The organism is Lentibacillus songyuanensis, assembly GCF_039548255.1.
Lineage (GTDB): Bacteria > Bacillota > Bacilli > Bacillales > Amphibacillaceae > Lentibacillus_C > Lentibacillus_C songyuanensis.
The window spans coordinates 22,545-44,736 of the sequence record NZ_JBCLVH010000022.1; the positions used below are offsets into that span (position 1 = coordinate 22,545).

17 protein-coding genes and 1 pseudogene are annotated in these 22,192 nt (G+C 39.0%); 13 read left to right on the forward strand and 5 right to left on the reverse strand.

What is annotated here, in order from left to right; all coding sequences use genetic code 11:
* Window positions 1-8: 8 nt before the first annotated feature.
* From WMZ97_RS17385 to WMZ97_RS17395, 3 genes are read left to right on the forward strand one after another with little or no spacing between them, the layout of a single operon-like run.
* Window positions 9-1,130, forward strand: coding sequence for an ABC transporter ATP-binding protein (locus WMZ97_RS17385; protein ID WP_343273362.1), 1,122 nt, complete (start codon window positions 9-11; stop codon window positions 1,128-1,130).
* The gene (locus WMZ97_RS17390) at window positions 1,127-2,830 is read left to right on the forward strand and encodes an ABC transporter permease (protein WP_343273363.1); all 1,704 of its coding nucleotides are present in this window, start codon (window positions 1,127-1,129) and stop codon (window positions 2,828-2,830) included. Before WMZ97_RS17385 ends, WMZ97_RS17390 begins: the two co-directional genes overlap by 4 nt.
* 23 nt (window positions 2,831-2,853) lie before the next feature.
* The gene (locus WMZ97_RS17395; RefSeq protein WP_343273364.1) at window positions 2,854-3,645 is read left to right on the forward strand and encodes an HAD-IIA family hydrolase; all 792 of its coding nucleotides are present in this window, start codon (window positions 2,854-2,856) and stop codon (window positions 3,643-3,645) included.
* Window positions 3,646-3,974: 329 nt separating this feature from the next.
* Here the strand turns inward: WMZ97_RS17395 and WMZ97_RS17400 are convergent, their stop codons facing one another.
* Window positions 3,975-4,862 carry a glycerophosphodiester phosphodiesterase gene (locus WMZ97_RS17400; RefSeq protein ID WP_343273365.1) on the reverse strand — a complete coding sequence of 296 codons (888 nt, stop codon included), beginning with the start codon at window positions 4,860-4,862 and terminating at the stop codon, window positions 3,975-3,977.
* An 862-nt stretch (window positions 4,863-5,724) separates the two neighbouring features.
* Between WMZ97_RS17400 and WMZ97_RS17405 the strand changes: the two genes are divergently transcribed.
* Window positions 5,725-5,892 carry a hypothetical protein gene (locus WMZ97_RS17405; RefSeq protein WP_343273366.1) on the forward strand — a complete coding sequence of 56 codons (168 nt, stop codon included), beginning with the start codon at window positions 5,725-5,727 and terminating at the stop codon, window positions 5,890-5,892.
* 37 nt (window positions 5,893-5,929) lie between these two features.
* Window positions 5,930-6,490, forward strand: a pseudogene (locus WMZ97_RS17410) (transposase); the annotation flags it as partial.
* A gap of 67 nt (window positions 6,491-6,557) precedes the next feature.
* Here the strand turns inward: WMZ97_RS17410 and WMZ97_RS17415 are convergent.
* The gene (locus WMZ97_RS17415; RefSeq protein ID WP_343273367.1) at window positions 6,558-7,310 is read right to left on the reverse strand and encodes a GntR family transcriptional regulator; all 753 of its coding nucleotides are present in this window, start codon (window positions 7,308-7,310) and stop codon (window positions 6,558-6,560) included.
* A 101-nt stretch (window positions 7,311-7,411) separates the two neighbouring features.
* Entirely contained in the window at window positions 7,412-8,851 is a 1,440-nt protein-coding gene (locus WMZ97_RS17420; protein ID WP_343273368.1) for an NAD-dependent succinate-semialdehyde dehydrogenase, read from the reverse strand.
* A 493-nt stretch (window positions 8,852-9,344) separates the two neighbouring features.
* On the opposite strand from WMZ97_RS17420, the gene WMZ97_RS17425 reads away from it, so the two are divergent.
* The 7 genes from WMZ97_RS17425 to WMZ97_RS17455 all read left to right on the forward strand — a co-directional run bounded on the left by WMZ97_RS17425 (window position 9,345) and on the right by WMZ97_RS17455 (window position 17,659).
* Entirely contained in the window at window positions 9,345-10,199 is an 855-nt protein-coding gene (locus WMZ97_RS17425; RefSeq protein ID WP_343273369.1) for an NAD(P)-dependent oxidoreductase, read from the forward strand.
* A gap of 15 nt (window positions 10,200-10,214) precedes the next feature.
* A complete protein-coding gene (locus WMZ97_RS17430; protein ID WP_343273370.1) occupies window positions 10,215-11,342 on the forward strand; it encodes a mandelate racemase/muconate lactonizing enzyme family protein in 1,128 nt (375 codons plus the stop codon).
* Between the two features lie 250 nt (window positions 11,343-11,592).
* Window positions 11,593-13,017 (forward strand): MFS transporter, encoded by a 1,425-nt coding sequence (locus WMZ97_RS17435; protein WP_343273371.1) that lies wholly within the window; start codon window positions 11,593-11,595, stop codon window positions 13,015-13,017.
* Window positions 13,018-13,845: 828 nt separating this feature from the next.
* On the forward strand, window positions 13,846-14,169 hold the full coding sequence (locus WMZ97_RS17440) for a DUF3870 domain-containing protein (protein ID WP_343273372.1): 324 nt from the start codon (window positions 13,846-13,848) through the stop codon (window positions 14,167-14,169).
* 122 nt (window positions 14,170-14,291) lie between these two features.
* Window positions 14,292-15,452, forward strand: coding sequence for a DUF819 family protein (locus WMZ97_RS17445; protein ID WP_343273373.1), 1,161 nt, complete (start codon window positions 14,292-14,294; stop codon window positions 15,450-15,452).
* A 39-nt stretch (window positions 15,453-15,491) separates the two neighbouring features.
* Window positions 15,492-16,538 (forward strand): dipeptide epimerase, encoded by a 1,047-nt coding sequence (locus WMZ97_RS17450; protein ID WP_343273374.1) that lies wholly within the window; start codon window positions 15,492-15,494, stop codon window positions 16,536-16,538.
* 89 nt (window positions 16,539-16,627) lie between these two features.
* Window positions 16,628-17,659, forward strand: a complete 1,032-nt coding sequence (locus WMZ97_RS17455; protein WP_343273375.1) for a C40 family peptidase — start codon at window positions 16,628-16,630, stop codon at window positions 17,657-17,659.
* 55 nt (window positions 17,660-17,714) lie between these two features.
* Here WMZ97_RS17455 and WMZ97_RS17460 read toward each other — a convergent pair whose 3' ends face one another.
* Entirely contained in the window at window positions 17,715-18,704 is a 990-nt protein-coding gene (locus tag WMZ97_RS17460) for a DUF2397 family protein (protein WP_343273376.1), read from the reverse strand.
* A 474-nt stretch (window positions 18,705-19,178) separates the two neighbouring features.
* Window positions 19,179-20,075 carry an AEC family transporter gene (locus tag WMZ97_RS17465; protein ID WP_343273377.1) on the reverse strand — a complete coding sequence of 299 codons (897 nt, stop codon included), beginning with the start codon at window positions 20,073-20,075 and terminating at the stop codon, window positions 19,179-19,181.
* A gap of 448 nt (window positions 20,076-20,523) precedes the next feature.
* Between WMZ97_RS17465 and WMZ97_RS17470 the strand changes: the two genes are divergently transcribed.
* The gene (locus WMZ97_RS17470) at window positions 20,524-21,864 is read left to right on the forward strand and encodes a C1 family peptidase (protein ID WP_343273378.1); all 1,341 of its coding nucleotides are present in this window, start codon (window positions 20,524-20,526) and stop codon (window positions 21,862-21,864) included.
* The last annotated feature ends 328 nt before the right edge of the window (window positions 21,865-22,192 follow it).

Consider the following 22,192-nt stretch of genomic DNA (forward strand, 5'->3'; position numbering starts at 1 on the left):
ATGATAGTATGGGGTCAGTTGTCGTAGAGCAACTAACAAAAGACTTTTCAGGAGTTAATGTACTTCAAAATATTGAACTGGACATCGAAGAGGGCGAGTTTTTTGCCCTCTTAGGTCCTTCGGGATGTGGGAAAACTACGACGATGAGATGTATTGCTGGTTTTGAGTCACCAACCACTGGAACAATAAAAATAGGTGGAAAAACTGTAAACAATGTTTCCCCACACCAGAGAAATTGTGGTATGGTGTTTCAAAGTTATGCATTGTTCCCGCATATGAATGTTTTTGATAACGTTGCGTATAGTTTGAATATAAAACAACTAAGAAACAATAATATGTTTAAAAAACTAGGTACTTATACAAGAATGCTTAATAGTAAGATATTAAAGTATCCAAAGCACATAGAGGAAAAGGTATCAAACATTTTAGAATATGTTGAACTAAAAGATCATGCCAAAAAGCTTACTGGGGAATTATCTGGAGGACAACAACAAAGGGTTGCGTTGGCTAGAGCATTAATAATGGAACCAGAAGTCCTGTTAATGGATGAACCTCTTTCTAATTTAGACCAAAAGTTAAGGCATACAATGAGAAATACAATTAGAAAAATACAGCAGGAACTTAAAATAACTACCATTTTTGTTACGCATGACCAGGAAGAAGCGATGAGCATGGCTGATCGTGTAGCCGTAATGAAAGATGGTGAGATATTACAAATAGGAACGCCAACAGAGTTATATAGTTACCCTAAATCGCCGTTTATTGCTGATTTTGTTGGTACTTCAAATATATTACCAGGAAAGGTGACCAGAAAAGAAAACAACTTTACTTACATTCAGGTGGGTAAGTATGAAATTAAATCTAGTTTGAAAGTCAACCAAGAAGATGTACAGGTAGTAATTAGGCCAGAAAATATAATAGTAAAAGATAGTGAGGATAGTAGTGACGATAATTATTTTGAGGGTGTCGTAGAATTAGCTACTTATTTAGGTTCTACTGTTAGATATGATATTAAAGTAGGACAACATAATTTGCTAGTTGATACGGTATATGAATCTGGGGAAAAAATATTTAACCCTGGTGCTAAATTTAAATTAGTTGTACACCCAGAAAGGGTGCTGCTAATATGAACTGGTTAAAAAGGAATTTGACGGGATTAGGAATTGTTAAACTACTAGTATACATCTTCTTTATATTGTTTTTAATAATTCCCTTACTGTCAATATTTTTAGTGAGTCTAACTGATGAACCAATTAATTTGTTTGGTTCGCTAATAAGTCTAGATACACTACAAACAACAATTACCCAATTTAAAAATGCTACATTAGATAATTTTAAACATATATTTTCAGATACAACTTACTTTAGTGCTTTGAAAAATAGTTTGTATTTATCTGTATCGGTATCAATAATTGTTTTAATTATCTGTATTCCAATTGCATATGGAATAGCAAGAACTAAAATGCCTTTTAAAAAAACAATAAGTGCTTTATGCACTATACCTCTAGTTGTTCCAACATTTATTTCAGGATATGCATTTATCATAATGTTTGGACGGTCTGGATGGGCAACATATATTTACCAAGCGTTAGGAGGACATGGACTTTTAATTGACCCATATTCAATGACTGGGATAGCAATAGTTCAGATATTTTTCTTCTTCCCTTATGCTCTTTGGCCATTGGTAGCCGCATTTAAAATAAGTGATGTATCTCTGGAAGAAGCTTCAAGAAATATGGGAGCAAAAAGCTGGTTAACCTTTTCAACAGTTACATTTCCACTGGTCATTCCCGGTGTTTTATCAACAGCGCTCGTTATTTTTGCTGTTAGTTTTTCCGACTTTGGAACACCAATTATTTTAGCGCCTAACGATTTGAATTTAATTGTAGTCGAAGCATATCGGGAAATTTCAGGCTTTTTCAATTGGGGTGGTGCTGCAATTCTCACTGTTGTTATGATTGCCATAGCGGGAATTGCCTATTGGCTACAAAATCACTTCACAAAAGGGATGAATTACGGATCTGTGTCCGGAAAGCCTAAGATGATTAAATTAAACAACAACAAACTGCTTACAGTTCCATTATTTTTATTTTCTGCTGTGGTAGTAATTGTACCTTTACTGTCTGTACTTACTGTTTTTATGCAATCAATAGCAACAACATGGGGAAAGGATCCTTTGCCTAATGGTTATACTTTAGAACATTACAAAACTATTTTTACTTCTTCACTTGGTAATATTCAGAATAGTATAGTCTTGGCTGTAGGAGCTTTAATAATTAGTGTTATAGTTGCATCGGCGGTGGCTTATTTTGTTGTGAGGCAAAACTCAACAACGCTGGATTTTATAACCACGGTACCACTTATTGTTCCTGGGATTGCTATTGGTATAGCATTAATTCAAACCTTTAATACAATGCCATTACAACTTACAGGTACAGCGTTTATATTAATAGTTGCTTATGCGATTCGTAGGATGCCATATATGGTTAGGTCTACGATGAGTACTATGAAATCTATAAAGGCGGATATTGAAGAAGCAGCAGTTAATTTAGGTGCTTCGACTTTTACAGCTTTAATAACGGTAGTCGGTCCTTTAATGCTACCGGGGATAGCAGCGGGATCAATACTAGTATTTGTGACGGTTATTAAGGAAACTAGTATATCAATTTTAATGGCCCCAGCGGATTGGGCGCCAATGAGTTTAGCCATTTTTCAAAACGTAATGAGAGCGGAGTATTACTCAGCTGCCGCTATGTCAATTATTCTTGTAGTCATAGTAGTAATATTTCAAGCTATCGCAGAGAAACTTACAAACAAAGATTCTAAATAGGGTAACATGAGGTGAGTTAAGGTATGCAACAAGGTTATATTTTTGATTTAGACGGAACAGTATATCTTGATGATAAAGTGATAAATGGAGCAGTTGAAACAATTAGGACCCTTAAAGAACGTGGGGACAAAATAGTCTTTTTTACGAATAAATCTATCCAAACTACTGCCTCCTATGTACAAAAGTTAAATACTCTTGGTATTGAAGCCCAAAAAGAAAACGTGATTAATTCTAATTTACTGGTAGCAAAATATTTAACTGAAAATTTAAATTGTAATGAAAAAGTTATGATTATTGGTGAAGATCCTTTAGTAAATGAAATTACTTCGTTCAATATTAAAGTTTCTGATAATCCGGATGAAGTTAAATATGTTGTATTAGGTTGGGATAGAAAGTTCACTTATGATAAATTGAATCAGGCTTTTCAGGCTTGGAAAAAAGGAGCACGTATAATAGCTACCAATCCTGATCGTACTTGTCCATTGGAAGATGGGCAAGTACCGGATTGTGGTGCTATCATAGGTGCTATTGAGGGTGCTACTGGTGAAAAAGTAGACATAGTACTTGGTAAACCTTCTCTATTAGCAGCCAAATTTATAGTAGATAATATACTAATGATTCCGTCTGAAAGATGCTTTATGGTTGGTGACAGATTGGAAACTGATATAAAAATGGGTATTGATTATGGTTTGAATACCATTTTAGTACTTACTGGGGTAACGGATGAAGTTGCGCTAAAAGAGTCATCATATAAGCCAAATTTCACTCTTAATAGTATAAAGGATATTTTAAATTTAAAAGTCAAGATCCCATAGTTTGGGGTTTCCGAAAGAATAGCCACTGCTCCTGCTTCTAACCAGTTTAATTAAGTCCTGTTACTGATTTTATGCGGGCAATAGCGATAATTTTAATTCTATGTTAATTTAGCTTTCAACCGTTACGTACTTTAAACGTGCAGGCTTGCCTATTGTCTCGCTATGGCAATCTATTTTTTCATTGTTTAATTCATAGCAAAAATCATAGTTATCGATTGACTCTGCAATTTTGCTATTGAAATCCAACGTAACCGTGGGAGCTAAGACGTTAATCCAAGCTCCCCAAACGGATACAGTGAAAGTATTCGTTTTTGCTCTGTTCTCTTACATTACCTTCCTCTTAAAACCTCATTCAACACATCCGGGTAGTTAGTAAACATTCCGGTTGCGCCCCAATTTAAGACCTTTTCCATGTCCTTCCTAGTATTTACCGTATATGGATGCATTAGCAGGTTATGCTCACGGACTTTTTCAACATAATTACGGTCAATTTTGGTATAACTCGCACCAACTCCTACTGCGTATTCTTCTATTTCATTTAATTCTTCATCGGTGATAGTTGCTGGTTTAGAATAAGAGATTAATTGGATAAGCGGAACATTCGGGTTCATATCGTGTACAATTTCTAGACTGTCTGGACTAAAGGACTGAATCAGTACTTTACTCGATGGCGCATTCGGTCCGATTAACTTATATTTATTTAGAATCTTTAACAGTTCTTCCTCCATACCAGGGTAAACGTTTGGAGATTTTGTTTCAATATAGTACCGGGATCCTCTTCCAAATGTTTGGATGATCTCCTCTAAAGTTGGAACTTGTAGACCTTCATATTCTGGTTTAGCTTTATCCGGATATTTTTCATTGAACCATGATCCCGCATCAAGCTGTTTGATTTCTTCCAGCGTGAAATCTTTGACATAGCCAGTCCCATCGGTTGTACGATCCACTTTTTCATCGTGCATGGCAATTAATGTACCGTCTTTCGTCATTTGCAGATCAATTTCAATATAATCACCTTTCATATTCTCACCCAATTCATAGGACGCGAGTGTATGCTCTGGGGCATGGCCAGATGCCCCACGGTGGGCAACGTTCAATAATCGATTCGGGTTTAATAAAGGTTGATCCTGCTTCTTGGCTGACGCAACATTTTCATTCGATAGAAATACGGTTGAAAAGAGTACTAGAATGACCAAACTGAACATGACTTTCTTCATTATTTTTGCATCTCCTTCATATTAGATTTCTCTTGATGAGCTATCTAAGGTGAAAAGAGTGTCATAACCCCCTTTCGAACTAGGTTACTTTCAATTGTAAATAGACTTCTAACTAGTTAAAAGAGTTGAAATAACTAGTTTTACAATAAAATATAATGGAGTGTGAATGATCTGTTGAGTACTTTTGCTTAAAAAAATAGACTGTTTGAAATGTTTATTCCTAGAAAATATAAGATATATAGTTATCTGAAGAAGAAAAAACTAATATCTACGAGGGGTAATTGATATTAAAAGAGATCGTCAGTATTCATCATATCTGTATGTTTCCTATTGCCTCTTTCTTTTACTTCGTGTTTGTGAGTATACGTCCTGGGGTGGTGTAACGGTGAAAGTGGGTCACTAGATACTTTAGCCCATCCACCGCATTCCTGAAATCACAATTCCCCCATTGTCTGATAATAATGAGCATGTCTTGTGTATCGAGGACGTCTCCAGTGAAACTTGCAGTTACACGTTAATGGGGGCGTCTTTTCCTTTCCAAAAGTTTATTTTCGGCATAGATTACTGCCAGCGTTTTTTACCACCTCTGCCATTCTTTGTACCAGTGTTTGACAAACAATTTACCGAGTGATGCCAACCTACTACAGGAAAAGGGTCACTCTGCTTTGCCCGAAGCAGTGCGAATTCAGTAGTCCGCCACCATTGACTTTAACTTTTGTCCGTGTTGTGGAACTATCGCAGGTGTGGCAGAAATAATGCCTAAGGCACACCTGCTCAAACATGATAACACGGACAAGCCGATTCTAAGCATTCGCTGGTGCCCCCCCTTCCAGCGTCTGCAAAGAATCGGGCGTTACAGTCAATGGAAAGCCGCTTCGCTGTGGCTCAGGCTTCATTCCATAAGACTGGTAAAAAAGTTGTCATTCAGTGGTGCATTTCTTATCATTCGTTGGTAAATAAAATGTCACAGGTGGTACATTTAGTTGGCCGTAATCAGGCAAACTATCAGTCTACTTCTGGTCAGGCATAACCGTCAATTTACGGTCTTTTTGGTATGGCTAAAACAGCAAATCTTTGATGAAATTAAAGCCAGAGGCGTAGAAGACATCTTCTTTATATCAATGGATGGCGTATGTGGCCTGGAAGAAGGAGCGTGGGCTATATTTCCAAATGTGGTTGTGCAGCGATGCATGGTCCATCTAATCCTAATTCCATCAAATATGTACCAAGTAAAGTCTACAAGCCATTCACCAAAGCCCTAAAGAAGGTGTATGACGCTCCAAGCCTCAAGGCCTGTTTAAGCGCATTTGAATCGTAAACAACAGTGGATCTACCTACCCAGGTGCCATTGATGTTTGGACGAGGAACTTTCCAACACATAGAATAACTTTTTGACTTTGGAAGTGCAATCCGTAAAGTTATGTACCACCAATGCGGTTGAAAGTATTCATTCCAGCTTTAGAAAAGTCACCAAAAAAGGGGCTTTCCCCCAATGGGAATGCCCTGTTGAAAATTTTATATTTGCGTATTCAAGAATTGGAATCCAAGTGGGACGACGGTCATATCAAAATTGGGCAATGGTCATGAACCAGTTTCTACTAGATGACCACTTAAAAGATAGGGTTTAAAAATATCTAGAGTAAATTGCAACTTACACACTTTACCTGACAACCCCCTTAAAACATCTAATCCTTCTCAGTTTCTATTCAATTGAACAATATACTGAAAATAATCAGGACGATACACAGATTTTAGAAACTCAATGGGTTCATTCTCAGAGGAAACAGCTAATCGTTCCATATATAGCAACGCCTGGCCTTTATTAATATTTAAAACCTCTGATTCTTCAAGATCCGCATTGACGGCGCTGATTAATTGTTTTCCTTTGTGTATTTTGATTTTAAGTCTTTGTTCTATAAATTGATAAGTAACAAGATGATCCAAATCCCCATGTTTCTCAAATTCCTCACCAATTTTCTTGGAAAAAAAACTTTGTTCAATTGCAATAGGCTCTCCATCAGCAAATCGAATTCTTTTTAATTCCCATAACTCTTCTGATGCAAAATTCTCTTTTACTTTATCCGGAAATATATTTGTTAACCCGCTTTGAACAACCTTTGCGCCAGGATTGAAACCTGCGGACTTGATTGCTTCGGAAAACCCCATTAATTTTCCATTCCAGTTTTCAGCGCTGTTGGTTTTAAGGAAGGTTCCCCGTCCTCGTTTGCGCAACAACATCCCTTCATTTAATAAGGTTTTCAATGCAGTCCTTACAGTAATGCGACTTACATTAAACTGTTTGGTAAGTTCCATTTCAGTTGGTAATTTCCCATCTTCATCAGTCAGTTCCCCATTCAACATTCTACGTCGAATAATTTCCGATAATTGGTGGTGAAGTGGGATCGGACTATTATGATTCAATTGGTCTTCTAATGATGTTTTTATCATAATCACCCCGAAAATTCATTCTCTTCTATTTCTTGCATCCTTGTCTATTAATCTTCATCCGCTACAAACAAGGATGCAAACTTAAATTTTATTATAACAGATTAATCGTTTAGTATAGTAGAGATGTACTTGATTTCTAAAAATGGATCCAGACCATAGTGGCCACCTTCTCTACCTATTCCACTTTCTTTCCAGCCACCAAAAGGCGCTTGAGGTGTGCCTGGTAATGGATCGTTAACGCCAACAATCCCATACTCTAGTTTTTCTGGCACCCTTTCAGACCTTCCCAAATCTGTTGTGAAAACATAAGCCGATAATCCATATTGTACATTGTTCGCTTCATCAATTACTTCGTCTTCTGATGTGAAAGGAATAATTGGAGCCACAGGACCAAACGTTTCCTCTGAGTAGATCCTCATAGACTGGTCTATCTTTCCAATGATTGTAGGTTTGTAAAATATACCGTTCAATTCCTCTCGTTTCCATGTTTCCCCGCCGAGTAAAACTTCCGCTCCTTTGGCAGTAGCATCTTGAACTTGGCCTTGAACTTTTTCCAATGCATTTTTATCAATAAGTGGACCAATTTCAACATCCGAATCAAAACCATTTCCGATTTTCATGGATTGCACACGGTCAATGAATTTCCTTGTAAACGTATCTATAATTGTATCTTGCACATAGATTCGGTTTGCACTTATGCATGTTTGGCCAGCATTTCTGAATTTACTGGCCACACATGCTTCGACAGCTTGATCTAAATCTGCATCGTCAAAAATAATAAAAGGTGCATGTCCTCCTAATTCCAGCGAAACCTTTTTAATCTGGTCTGCGGAACCTCTAATCAAATGTTTTCCCACTTCCGTAGATCCAGTAAAAGTAATTTTTTTTACTTTACTATTCGTCAAGAATTCCTCTCCTAATACAGGTCCATCTCCGGTAATAAGGTTGACGACACCAGCTGGAAACCCTGCTTCTTCAAAGACTTCAAATAAAATAATTGCTGTAAGAGGTGTCGATTCTGCAGGCTTCAAGACAACAGTACAGCCTGCGGCTAATGCTGGGGCTATTTTTCGAGTGACCATGGATGATGGAAAGTTCCATGGTGTTATAGCTGCAACAACACCTACAGGTTGACGGATGACTTTTAACCGCTTGGAGGGTGATGAAGCAGGTATTGTTTCCCCGTAAATCCGTTTAGCTTCTTCACTGTACCATTGTAAAAACTTTGCGGTCTGTAGTACTTCACCTTTTGCTTCAAAGAACGGTTTTCCTTGTTCTTTTGTAAGAAGCGTGGCGACTTCATCTGCCCGGTCCATCAACTTTTCATAAGCAGTATACAAATAATTAGCACGTTCTTCCGCGGTTTTGCTTGACCATTCTTTAAAAGATTCATCCGCTGCATTAATTGCTCTTGCTGCATCTTCTCGTGTAGAAGCAGGTACAGTTCCTACAATTTCTCCTGTTGCAGGATTTTGTATATTTTCTCTTTTGCCTTCAACTGAATCTTCCCATTTTCCATTTATAAACAGATAACCTTTCATTTCCAACATCCCTTCTTAAATGTTTTATAGTTATAACTTTTATTTAATGATAACCACTCTTCTACTTGTTGTCAAAGAAAATATTGAAAATTCACCTTCGTTGTATTTTAAGAATAGTTTTGGACGAGAATAATATCTTTAAAATTAGATGGGTTAGCAATTTTGATATGCTTACAGCGCTTGATATATCAGATAAACAAAATATATAGTGAAGTTCAGGTGTGATCTTTAAAATGTCAACGCGCTAATCAAAAATCACGTATATATAATATTATTAAATTATAATAAAATTCCCAAGAAATCTAATTTTTAATATTGACTTAGGTTATAAAATGTTTTATATTTCATATAGTTATATTGTTATAACAATTAGTCAATTAAAATTTATTTAACCTTAAGCGAGGTGATAACTCGGTTTAAGATGGCATTGAAGTTTTGAAAGCATACTAGTAAATGAACTATTGTAAGCTATTACAGGAGGAGGAGAAGAATCATGAAAATTGGTTTTATTGGACTAGGCGCAATGGGCGGATCCCTTGCTCGAAATATCATTCGTAGTAGCTATGATGTAATCGTTTATGATATTAGCGAGAAAGCCATAGAAAATACCGTGAATATCGGAGGAAAGGCTGCCGCATCAGCACATGAAGTTGCTGAACAAGCAGATGTGTTATTTACAAGTTTACCTTTGCCCCAGCATTTAAAGGACTTGTTGATTGAAAAAGATAAAATTCTGGATGACATGCAAGAAAATTCATTAATTATAGATGTAAGTACAGTCGATCCTAAAACAGCTCGTGAATTATCCACTGCAAGCGAAGCGAAAAATGTGAAGTTCTTGGCATGCCCTTTAGGTAAAGGTCCTTCACAAGCAGAAGAAGGGGAAGCGGCGTTTTTTGTTGGAGGTAAGGAGAAAGTTTTTTCGGAGTATAAGGACTTTCTAACTTCAATTAGTACTTCGGTAAATCATCTTGGTGATGTAGAGCAAGCAACTGCTTTTAAGTTAATTAGTAATATGATTGGAATGACAAACACACTGGTACTAGCTGAGGGGGTTCGTTTAGCAGATAAGATTGGAATCGACCCGGAGCTTTTTCAGAAACTATTATCAAGAACTGGCGCTGATTCTTATCAACTTACATTACGTGGGCCAATGTTTTTAAATGAAGATTACACTTCAAAGTTTTCAGTAAATCTAACCTTGAAGGATATCGCTTTGGGTGTAAAAATGGCAGAAAGTATCGAGCAGATCACGCCATTTAGTTCGTTAGCAAAAGATTACTACAAAAAGGCTCAGGATTTAGGATATGGAAATGAAGATTGCGCAGCGGCTTACAAATTATTTTAATGAGAGTGAAAGTATATGAAGATTATAGATATTGAACCTATCGTTTTAACACTACCGCTTCAGAATCCGGTAGTAACTTCCTTTGGTAGTATGAACACACGAACAGGTATATATGTAAAAGTCCACACTGATACTGGGGAATTTGGAATCGGAGAAGTGTGGAATAACTTTCCGTCATGGGGCATTTATGAAAAAATAGCAACGCTAAACTATGGAATGAAACCGCTTTTAATCGGAGAAGACCCGCGAAATATTAGAAACATTAATAACAAGCTGTTTAGTTCTTGTGAGATTCTAGGTTTGCAATGGGGTGCAACAGGTCCAATTTATCAGAGTATAAGCGGCATTGACCTTGCATTGTGGGATTTGCTTGGAAAGCACTGTCATAAGCCTGTTTATAAATTATTGGGAGGAGGAAATGTAAGCGAAATTGAGGTCTATGCAAGCGGTTTAGGCCCCACAGGATTCGAAACTTTAGTTGAAAAACATAAAGAGATGGGTATTAAGCGATTTAAACTAAAGGTAGGAACTGGTCTTGATAAGGACTTAGCTCATGTGAAAAAAATGAGAGAGATTTTAGATATAGAAGATCAATTAATGATTGATGCCAATCAAGGGTGGGATCGACGTACAGCAATTGAACACTTAAATCAGTTAAACCAATTTCAACTAAGCTGGGTTGAAGAACCGGTGCGATGTGACGATTTAGAAGGATTAAAAATAGTTCGAGATGCTACAGGACTATGTATTGCTGCTGGTGAAAATTTTTACGGAAGAAAACATGCGCTTCAAGCATTAAATGCAGGTGCAATTGATGTAATTCAACCAGATCTTAGCAAAAATGGTGGAATTACTGAGTCTAGGATAGTTGCTGAAATGGCCCATAGCTGGGAAGTTCCATATGCACCTCATTTTTTAAGTGGGGCCGTTTGCTTTGCAGCAAGTCTTCATTTTATGGCCAGCGTCCCTGATGGTATGATACTCGAGCTAGATGCCAATCCAAATCCCCTGAGGGAAAAACTTTTTACAAAACCTTTTGTCGTAAATAAGGGGAAAATAGCTGTACCTGACAAGCCGGGTTTTGGATTTGAATTGGACGAAGAATTTGTTAATTATTATCGGATTGATTTAGACGAATTGTGAAACGTAGGTTATTAAGGTCTTCGGCAGGTAAAAGATCAATTGAATTTGTATACGAGTTGTAAACGTAAAAACTGTTTTCCAGAAAACTACTTCGGTTCCGTTAACTTCTTGGCATAATAGCGGGTACAAACAGGGTCATGCACTGGGGCTCTGTTTGCCGCCTCCACAATCTAGTGTTTATAACGGTTACCGTAAATCTATAAGAACCTAAAAAATTAGGTTCAAACATACTATATGAAGGAGGGTTATTATGCAAAATGAATTAATTGTTAAATCAAAGGATGATATTATTCGATTTGTTGATCAGAATCCGACTAAAAAACGAACGTTACTCCTTATCCTTATTGCATTAGGAGGTATCTTCCTTGATGCTTATGATTTAACCATATTAGGTACTGCAACTGACCAATTGACCAGTGAATTTAACCTCTCGCCTTTTGCATTATCATCTATTATGACTATAATGCCTATCGGTGCATTGATTGGTGCTCTGATAGGGGGCGTATTCACAGACCGATTTGGACGAAAATTAATGTTTTTGATTGATTTAATATTACTCGCATTAAGTGCTGCCGGCGCCGCTTTAGCTCCAAACCCGGAATGGCTATTTGTGTTTAGATTCTTGATGGGTCTCGGAATTGGACTTGACATGCCTATAGCATTAAGCTTTATTGCTGAGTTTAGTAATTCCAAAACAAGAGGAAGAAATGTTAACTACTGGCAAGTGTTTTGGTACATCGCTACTGTGTCCTCGACTTTAATAGTGATGGGGTTATATGCCTTAAATACTGGAGATTCACTATGGAGATGGTCCGTAGGGTTTGGCGCCGTAATTGCTGTGATTGTTTTGGTTTTGCGACTGATCTTTTTAGGTGAAAGCCCAATGTGGGCGGCAAAAAATTTATCATTAAAAGAAGCGGCAAAAGTTTTAGAAAATACCTATAATGTTTCTGTGAAATTAGAACAGCAACCAGGTTTAGTGCAAGAAAAACGAAATAAAGAAATTGAGAAGTCGCTGCTAAAAGTCATTTTTAACAAAAAGTACAGACCGCGAACAATATTAGCAAGTGTTATAGCAGCAACGCAAGGTATGGAATACTACGCTGTTGGTTTATACATCCCACTTATCGCAGTGTTTGTGGTAGGTGAAGGAAAATTGGAAAGTCTTACCGGGACAGCCCTAATTAATGTGGCTGGAATTATCGGGGCGTTTGTTGGAGCTCAATTAACAATTAAGTATGGCACACGTAAAATTGCAATTTTTGGTTATTTGATTGTCTTATTATCAATGGTCTTGATCGGAATAGTATACGGTAATGGAATTTCTATGTGGCTAACAGTTGCCTTAATTAGTTTGTTCATCTTTGGACACTCAGCCGGCCCTGGACCACAAGGAAAAACCATAGGAACGCTATCATATCCAACCATCCTGCGGGGGTATGGTACGGGATTCGTTGAGGCATCAAGTCGAGTCGGGGGGATGATTGGTACTTTTGCTTTTCCTATCATTCTTAATGCAGTCGGGCTTGCAGGAACAATGCTCATTTTAACATTTGCACCAATAGTTGGTTTAATCACTTCATTAATTATCAAATGGGACCCTGTAGGCAAGGATATTGAACAAGAGGAGGAAGAGATTGTACAGTATTTGGAAGATCAGAAGGCATCTGTATAATAAAGGGAGAGTCAATTCATAACCATTTTTTGATAACGCTTTCAAAAAGTCTGGATAATATCCTTTTCAATGTTTATAAAGATTGAAATAGCGTTATTTATTAATGTAATTAACAGTCTGGGAGCTTACAATCTTTTTAGTTTACCCGAAAAAAGAGATTGACTTCCAACAATTATTTAGGTACTGAAAAGCCTTGTCAAAAATGGACTTTTCGGTACCTTTTTTAGCCTATTTAACCAAGATGTATGTAATTTATTGATAAATAAAAAGAAATGCCACCTTAACTTGATAAGATTTATCAACACAAAAAGAAGATTATTCATGTCTAATCATAACACATTTCTCCAAGCAATTTACACTGCAAAACCTTCCATTTTTGACTTTGCATCTGATTTGGCTGAAGAACTATAGACGGTCCCTTTTATTTCCGAACGAAAATTGATTTCTACTCTTCTTCTAAGAGCCAAATCATGCACGGGAAACTTTTTATATAAGTTTTGGTTATAATAAGTTGTTCTCCTGCAGCATTGCAGCTTTGAATTATTTAACTGAATAGCTTGATTTACCGTAAGGAGTAGTATGTTTATTTGTGCTACCAAAAAGCTGTCATTTTCAATAAAACTAGTGTATTCATTTAGGGGTCTTTGCATGGAAAAATGTGCCTTTTCGAGAAGAAAATAAACTACTTCCCCCCATTGACTGATAAATTTCAACATGCTATATTATAAGTACGTTACCTGTAAGCGCTCGCATGATACAAGCCACTCTCAAGTATCCCTTGTTGGTTTCCTTGTATCGTCTGTAGTGCGTTGAAGGAGATTTTTCAAATTGTATAATCAGAATACCATCTATGTCATCGGGGATGCGAAGGCACCGCAAAACAACCCGATTACCAAGAAGTACAGTCAATTTTTCCTGGCATTAGTTATTGATGCGACAACGAATGAAATTGTTGACAGCGAATGTTCGGCGACAATCCAGTTAACCAATCAGTTTGTCCGTTCCTTATTTATCAGTCGTAATGTCAACGATGATAGTTTGGAAGAGGATATACGCCAGCGGTATCAAGGCGCATCACAGAAAGCGCTTATTGTTGCGTTTCATGATGCCAAACATAAATATGAGCAAGCAAAAGCTGCTTTGACTACATGAACCTAGTCAAAATCCAGCCTGACACTTATCTGTTGGGCTGGATTTTTGACGTTTAATAGGGAGAAAATACAGGTTGTACTTTAACTACAGCAACTTATTTACATTAAAGGGGGAACAGAAATATGATTACAGATGGCTTTTTGTATATTGGTGTTTTAGTAGCACTTGCTGCCCTGATGGTAGGAATCGAAAACAAGTTTAGCTCTAATCGCTTCTTTAAATTTATTCCAGGGATAGTCCTGATTTATATTGGTGCCGCTTTCTTACAGACAATCGGGCTATTTGACAATGACGCCACGGAGGCCGCGTATACGAACGTGAAAGGCGCATTGCTTCCGGCGATGCTGATGATTATGCTGTTGAAATGTGATATTCGCAGTATCATTAAACTTGGGCCACGGATGCTTGGTGGTTACCTTGTTGCGGTTATCAGTATCATGCTTGGGTTTATTATCGTTTACGGTATTTTTAAACATTTTTATGTTGCTGATACATGGCGTGCATTTGGTGCGCTTGCCGGAAGTTGGACAGGTGGATCAGCAAATATGGTGGCATTGCAAGATATCCTCAAGGTACCGGAAAATATTTTTGGATATGCACTGATGATGGATACGATTAATTATGCGGTATGGGTGATGTTCATGTTTTGGCTTGTTCCGTTTGCAGGTGCATTTAATCGCTGGACGAAAGCGGATACGAGCATTATGGAAAATGGTCTGGGAGAAAGCCCTTCAACTGATCAGATGAATCAAGGGCCACAATTCAAGCATATCATGTATTTATTAGGAATTGGGCTGCTTGTTTCTGCCCTAGCTACGTTTGCAGGTGATCATTTACCGGCATTGGGAGACGTATTTAGTGCCACGACTTGGACCATTTTGATTGCGTCCGTTGTTGGTTTGATTCTTGGTCAGACACCGGTATCCCGAATTCCGGGGGCACTGGATGTTTCCAATGTGATGCTTTATATTATCGTTGCACTGATCGCATCGCAATCGGACTTTACCCAGATTGCTCAGGCACCAATTTATCTCGTTTCTGGTTTTCTGATTATGCTGTTTCACTTGGTGATCATGCTATTGCTCGGGAAATTGTTTAAGTTTGACCTGTTCACACTTGGAATTGCAAGTCTTGCCAATATTGGCGGTATGGCCTCCGCACCGATGCTTGCGGCCGCTTATAGCCGGACCCTGATCCCTGTTGGTGTCATCATGGCGCTAATCGGCTCGTTTCTCGGAACGTATTTCGGTATGCTGGTTGGAAAAATTCTTGGTATCATGTAACGGAAAAAGTCTACATTTTTATAAAGAGGGGGAATGGCTATGCGTATCCGGGATTTGCAAATTGCACACCGCAACATACCGCTACACACACCGTTTAAAACAGCATTAAGGACAGCAACTGAAATCGAGAGCATCGAGGTAACGATCGAACTGGAAAATGGAATTATTGGAGAGGGAGCAGCTGCGCCAACCTGGGTGATCACCGGAGACTCAACAGAGAGTATTCAAGCTGCGTTACTAGGACCGATTAAGCAGGCATTGGTGGATAAGGATATTCGCCATTTTCAGACATTGCTTTCGGCGATTCAAACAAGCTGCATTGGAAATACCAGTGCCAAGGCTGCAGCAGATATGGCGCTTTATGATGTGTATAGTAAAATGCTTCAAGTTCCGCTATATCAACTGCTAGGTGACAACAAGCCGTTGAAAACGTCCATGACGGTTGGTGTTGATACACCGGAAAAAATGGCCGCGGATGCAATGAAATGTGTGACGGACGGATTCACCTGTTTGAAAATCAAAGTAGGCGCCCAGCCAGAGCTGGATATCGCTCGAATTTCCGCAATTCGTCAGGCAGTCCCGGACGATGTCACGCTACGGCTGGATGCTAATCAGGGATGGAAGCCGAAACAAGCGGTTCAGTTAATTCAGCAAATGGAGGACATGAATGCAGGCATTGAATTCATCGAACAGCCTGTTGCAGCCCGGGATTTGGATGGACTGAAATTTGTAACCGAACATGTCAATGTCCCAATCATGGCGGATGAAAGTTTATTTTCACCAAAAGATGCATTGCAGTTAGTGAGCGGGCACTATGTCGATCTGTTAAACATTAAACTGATGAAATCCGGAGGGATCGCCAACGCCTGGAAAATTGCCAGTCTGGCGGAAATCAGTGGAATCGCGTGCATGATCGGCAGTATGATGGAGCCAGCTCATTCCGTTGGATCAGCAGCCCATTTCGCCGCCGCCCACCCGAATGTGGTTTATTATGATTTAGATGCACCACTATGGCTCACCGAAACACCAGAAGCCATTACGTATCAAGGCGAGAAAATCACCTTGTCCAACACCCCCGGCATATAGAGACTGGGGGGACAGGTCTATTGTCTCGACAATAAATAAAAATCAAGTGATCCGTCTCTTTTCTATCATTCTATTGAGGAGGAATATACATGTTTCGTAGACTAATTAAAATGGTAACCATTTTTCTGTTCGGAAGTATGGTAGTTTTCCCATCTGTATCTCACGCAGAAGAAAAAACGCATAACGAGCAAAAGAAAACGGCATATGTAGACGTGGCGGTGGCAACACTTTGGACGGCACCGGATATTTTACGAGAAGTGGATGCGCCCTCAGCTACTAAGCCAGTGGATATGTGGAAATGGACACAGAATATGACGTATGATCAACAACTACAGCTATCTGATGACAATATGTTAGAAACGCAAGCGCTTTATGGCAATAAGGTAAATATTTTAAAAAGAGATGGCGATTGGGTAAAAGTTGCGGTGGCGGGGCAACCTTCTCCAGATGAAACATTAGGATACAGTGGCTGGATGCCAGAATCGCAGTTGACGTATACCAAGAAATTCGATGGAAAAGCGGATAATTCATTTGTGTTGGTAACCTCACCGACTGCATATCTTTACCAGACCCCATCGTTTCATCATCAAGGCATGGAATTAAGTTATAATACGCGCTTACCATATTTGAGTGAAACAAAGGATGCTTATCGGGTCATGAAACCAGATGGAAAACATGCTTGGATCAGCAAGGAAGATGGTCATCGTTATGATTCTCAAGCTGCTATTCCAACACCTACTGGACAGGACCTTGTGAATACTGGTAAACAATTTTTGGGATTGCATTATCTTTGGGCAGGAATGAGTGGATTTGGTTTTGATTGCTCCGGCTTTACGTTCACGATGTACCAATCCCAAGGCATCACGATTCCCCGCGATTCCAGTGTACAAGCAACCCACGGGGAACCAGTAGAATTTGCTAACATGCAACCTGGTGATTTATTATTTTTCGCACATGATCATGGCAAAGGGAATGTGCACCACGTTGCCATGTATGCAGGGGATGGTATGATGATTCATTCACCCAATTCGAAAAAAGATGTAGAAATGATTCCAGTCAAAACCAAAGGGTATTATGAGGAACTTTCCGGAATACGTCGATATCTTCCGGATAAAAATTAACAATAAAACCGAGTCAAACGGGTGGTGTGCGCACTTCCCGTTTGTTCTTGTTCTGTTAACATGAAACTGAAACCAAGATGTTTTTCCAATATAAGTAAAAACCGATGAGGCTTTCGTCAGGGTAAATTTCCTGATTTCGCTCGGAGAAGTAATGGGGCGGGTGTTCAATATTGGTAATCGCACCAAACATGTGCAAACAGTTATCAAAGTTTACCTCTTCCTCAAACAGTTTTGCCAAATGCAGGAATTCATGCTTTCTACTTTTCATTTGTTGTTCCCGTTCGGTCAGTTGCTCCAGGAATTTCATAAACTTGCTGATCGTTTCATTGGTTTGTTTAAGTAGATAGTCCACATACCGTTCGCCGAATTCATCGTGGACAAACCATTTTTGAATTCCGCTCCATTGCATGTGATAGATTTTTTCCATTTCTTTATCGCTGATTACTTCTTCCAGATTTGGCTTGTCCTTTTGATAGATAACTAGTTCCTGAATGGCTCGTTCGACAAGTCCGCGATGCTGAATATCTTTTAATGCATATTCTATGATTGCGGTATTTTTTTGTAATGCGATGATAAAATCGGTCAAATAGGTGGTAAATTTAACCCGAAATGCACTAATGTCCTTGCTTTGCATCGCTTTTTCAATGTTTCTGCTTTGAATGATACCCAGATAATCGGATGCCTCTTCGTGCAACGTCTTAAACCGTTTGATAATATCTGTCCAAAGTTCGTTGAATTCGGAGCGTTCGTCTTTTGTCAGGGCTGATTGAAAATCCATTTTTTGAAATTGTAACACGAGTGCTGCCAGCGAACTGACCATTTTTGAGTCTAAAGAACCTTTGATCCGATGTATTTGGCCATCCAGCTTTTCCAACATCCGTTCGATTTCAATCGTTTCATCGGTGCATTGATAACGCAGTCTGCTACGGTTATAATCTTGAATTTTGCTTACTCTGGAATTATTGGCATGGGAAACGACATTGCCCCATTCCTCCAATTGTTTAAGATCTTCATCCAGCTGTTTCTCGGTATAATCACGAAACAACTGCAAGGTGTCATTTTCGACAATGTGGTTAAAATATTTCCCGGGAGTGCAGGAGTACTATAGTAATACTCCATGTTGCTGGTATAAGTAATGAATGATGCTCGTATATCGTCTATAATTGGGTTCTGATAAGTATTTTGCTTTTACAAAAGGGGATAACATTCGTTGCTCCAAGTTCATGATACGCACCTCACTTGGTAGCATTATAACATGGATCGACAGAGGTGAGAATGGTGTAGAATTGTGGGGGGTTTTATTTTGATAGTGTGAAGAGCGTGAAAAATATTGCTAAAGGAAATAAGTGGGGTCCAGTTTAATAAAAAGCCATATCCTGAATCCATTTTGAGCAAAAATATTTTTCAAAATGGATTCTTATAAAGGTTATAAAATACGGGTTTACTAATAAGTTTTGATCAGTCTTTATTTCAAGGCTACATCTCTCAACTTTGAATAAGACCACCCATCAAATCCTCATCAAACCACAATATTCAACAACACACTCAATGTAACAACACTCGCTAAAGTGGCAATCAACGTAATACTTGACACTAGTTCCGGCTCGGTATCGAATTCAATCGCATACATCGTCGTTGTCGCGGCGGTTGGCATGGCAGAGATAATAATCAAAACCGATGCGATAATCGGATCAACATGGACAATTGAAACAAAAACCCAAGCAATTAGTGGTGCCGCGATCATTTTCAATGTAACGGCAGACGTGACAACCTGCCAGTTAAGTTTCAGCCCGGTTATCGATCCAAGCTGCATGCCAAGCATAACCATCATGACCGGTATGGCGGCATCTCCGACCATCGATATGGTAGAGTGAATCGCATCTGGAACAGCCACCGAAAAATAATGCAGGACAAACGCTAGAATGGCAGCATACGTTGTCGGCATTTTCAGCACGTTCATCAGCGCTCGTCGCATTCCGCTTGTACTTCTTGATGCATAATAGATTCCGAAAAAATTATTCTGCAACGACTGGATAACCATGATAAAAATGGCATATGGTACGGCAGCCTCGCCTACGCTAAACAGTACCACCGGCAAACCGTAGTTCCCCGAATTCATAAAACCTGTTGCCAGGATGGATGCACTCTCTGTATTGCGATCCCATTTGAAAATCTTTGCAAGTATTTTATTAAGCAGCACCATGACATAGAATAGTAGAAACATGTATACGAGCACGACCAAAAATCCACGATCAAATGTTGCATCATATAAGGTGGTAAATACTAGCGCAGGTGATAATATATACAATGAAACCGCTGCTACCGATGACACATCGAGCACCCGAATCCGCTGTAAAATAAAACCCGAAGCAAACACAGCCATAATTGGCAAAATGACACTTAAGAATAACCCCATTGCAAACATCTCCATCAAATCAAACTAAACAATAGTGTATCATATTTGACCGGATGACACAGGGACATTGAACGGGGGACAGGTCATGCTGCTGAAAAAGTGGACATCATTTGGCGTATATTAGTTGATCATGATCGCACGAAAATTGATCGAACTAGACGAAAAGTAGATCGAGTCCGGGTGAAAGTTGATTGTGCCCCCGTAAAAGTAGATAGAGTGACCAGAAATTCAATCAAACTTTTCTTCGCGGTAAGATACGTTTTCGGCTATCCTGAACAGGTTGTAATTGCTGAAAAACAGGAAGGACCGTGCCTGAAACGGGAGAGAGCACAAGCCAAACGAGCGGGGAAGCGCGATAACCGACTGAGAGAGACCAAAACCTCAGCCTCGAAATTATGGAATAAAAGGAATACAATTAAAATAGAAGTTTACAAAGGGGAGATTCAATATGACAAATGAGATCGACAAACAAAAGATTCAACACTTTTCGAATAAGATGCATGAACAACCACAAAATGACGTCATCAAGCATGCCATGATGAAAAATGGGATTAAGAATTCATTGGAAAATAATGCATCCAACGTTTCTATGAATCATGTGTTTTCTGAAGAGATTGAAACAGGGAAGGTTACCAATCAGCAACAAAGCGGGCGCTGCTGGATGTTTGCCGCGTTAAATACATTTACCCACCGACTAAATGATGTATTGGGAACAACGGATTTTGAACTATCACAGAACTACATTAATTTCTGGGATAAATTTGAAAAAGTCAACTACTTTTACGAAAATATCCTGGAGACCGCTGATGAAGCCTTGTCACGAAGATTGGTATCCTGGCTTTTGGACACCCCACAGCAAGATGGGGGACAGTGGGATATGCTGGTTTCGCTTGTTGAAAAATATGGGGTTGTCCCGAAACAAATCATGCCGGAAACATTTCACAGCAGCAGCTCACGCGAACTAAACCAGCTGTTAAACGCTAAATTGCGAGCGGATGCTATGAAACTGCGAAAACTTTATCAGGAGTCTACGCCAGCAGCCGATTTGCAAAAAGCGAAGGAAGAAATGCTGTCGGAAATCTATCAGATGCTCAGTTTTTCGTTAGGTGAGCCACCACAAACGTTTACTTTCGAATATCGTGATCAGGACAATGTTTTTCATCGTGAGGAGGAGCTGACACCTCAAGCATTTTACGCGAAATACTTGGGCTTTGATCTGCATGATTATGTCAGTATCATTAATGCGCCTACTTCTGATAAACCATACGGAAAAACGTATACGGTACAGCATTTGGGCAATGTTGTCGGTGGTACGCCGATTAAATATTTAAATGTGGATATGGCTACGTTAAAAGATCTTGCTGTCAAACAGATCAAGGATAACGAAAGTGTCTGGTTTGGATGCGATGTTGGGCAGGATTCCAATCGTAAAGACGGGATTATGGATACGGCTTTATACGATTATGAAAAGGCATTCGGGTTTCCTATTCAGATGTCAAAAGGTGAACGATTGGATTATCATGATGGAATGCTGACCCACGCGATGGTACTGACGGGAGTGAATCTGATCAATGAACAACCGAATCGGTGGAAGGTTGAAAACAGCTGGGGCGAAAAAGTTGGAAACAAAGGTTATTTTGTGATGAGTGATGCTTGGATGGATGCCTATACATACCAAATTGTCATTCATAAGAAGTATCTTTCTGATGAGCTAAAACAAGCCTGGGAACAAGAACCAACCGTGCTTAAGCCATGGGATCCAATGGGTTCATTGGCGATGATGAAGTAGGGGAACAGTAGGAAGACAGGATAGGAAATTGCTTGGCTGCACGGATTAATAATGCTTGCTAAAAGAAGTGTTGCAAGCTCGTGGGTAAATAGTTAGGGGTATACACTTTCCATTTTATAGTGAGACACTGGACCTGTCCAAGACCACCGAAAAAAGTACATCATCTTCACATGTTAGAAAACGTGCAGGAATATGCTTGAAACGTGCGAAGTTACGTCCAAAACGTGCGAGATCAGACTCGAAACGTGCGAAGTCACGCCCAAAACGTGCGAAGTTACGTCTGAAATGAAATGTACGATAGTAGATTTTAAACATGTGAGAACGCGCC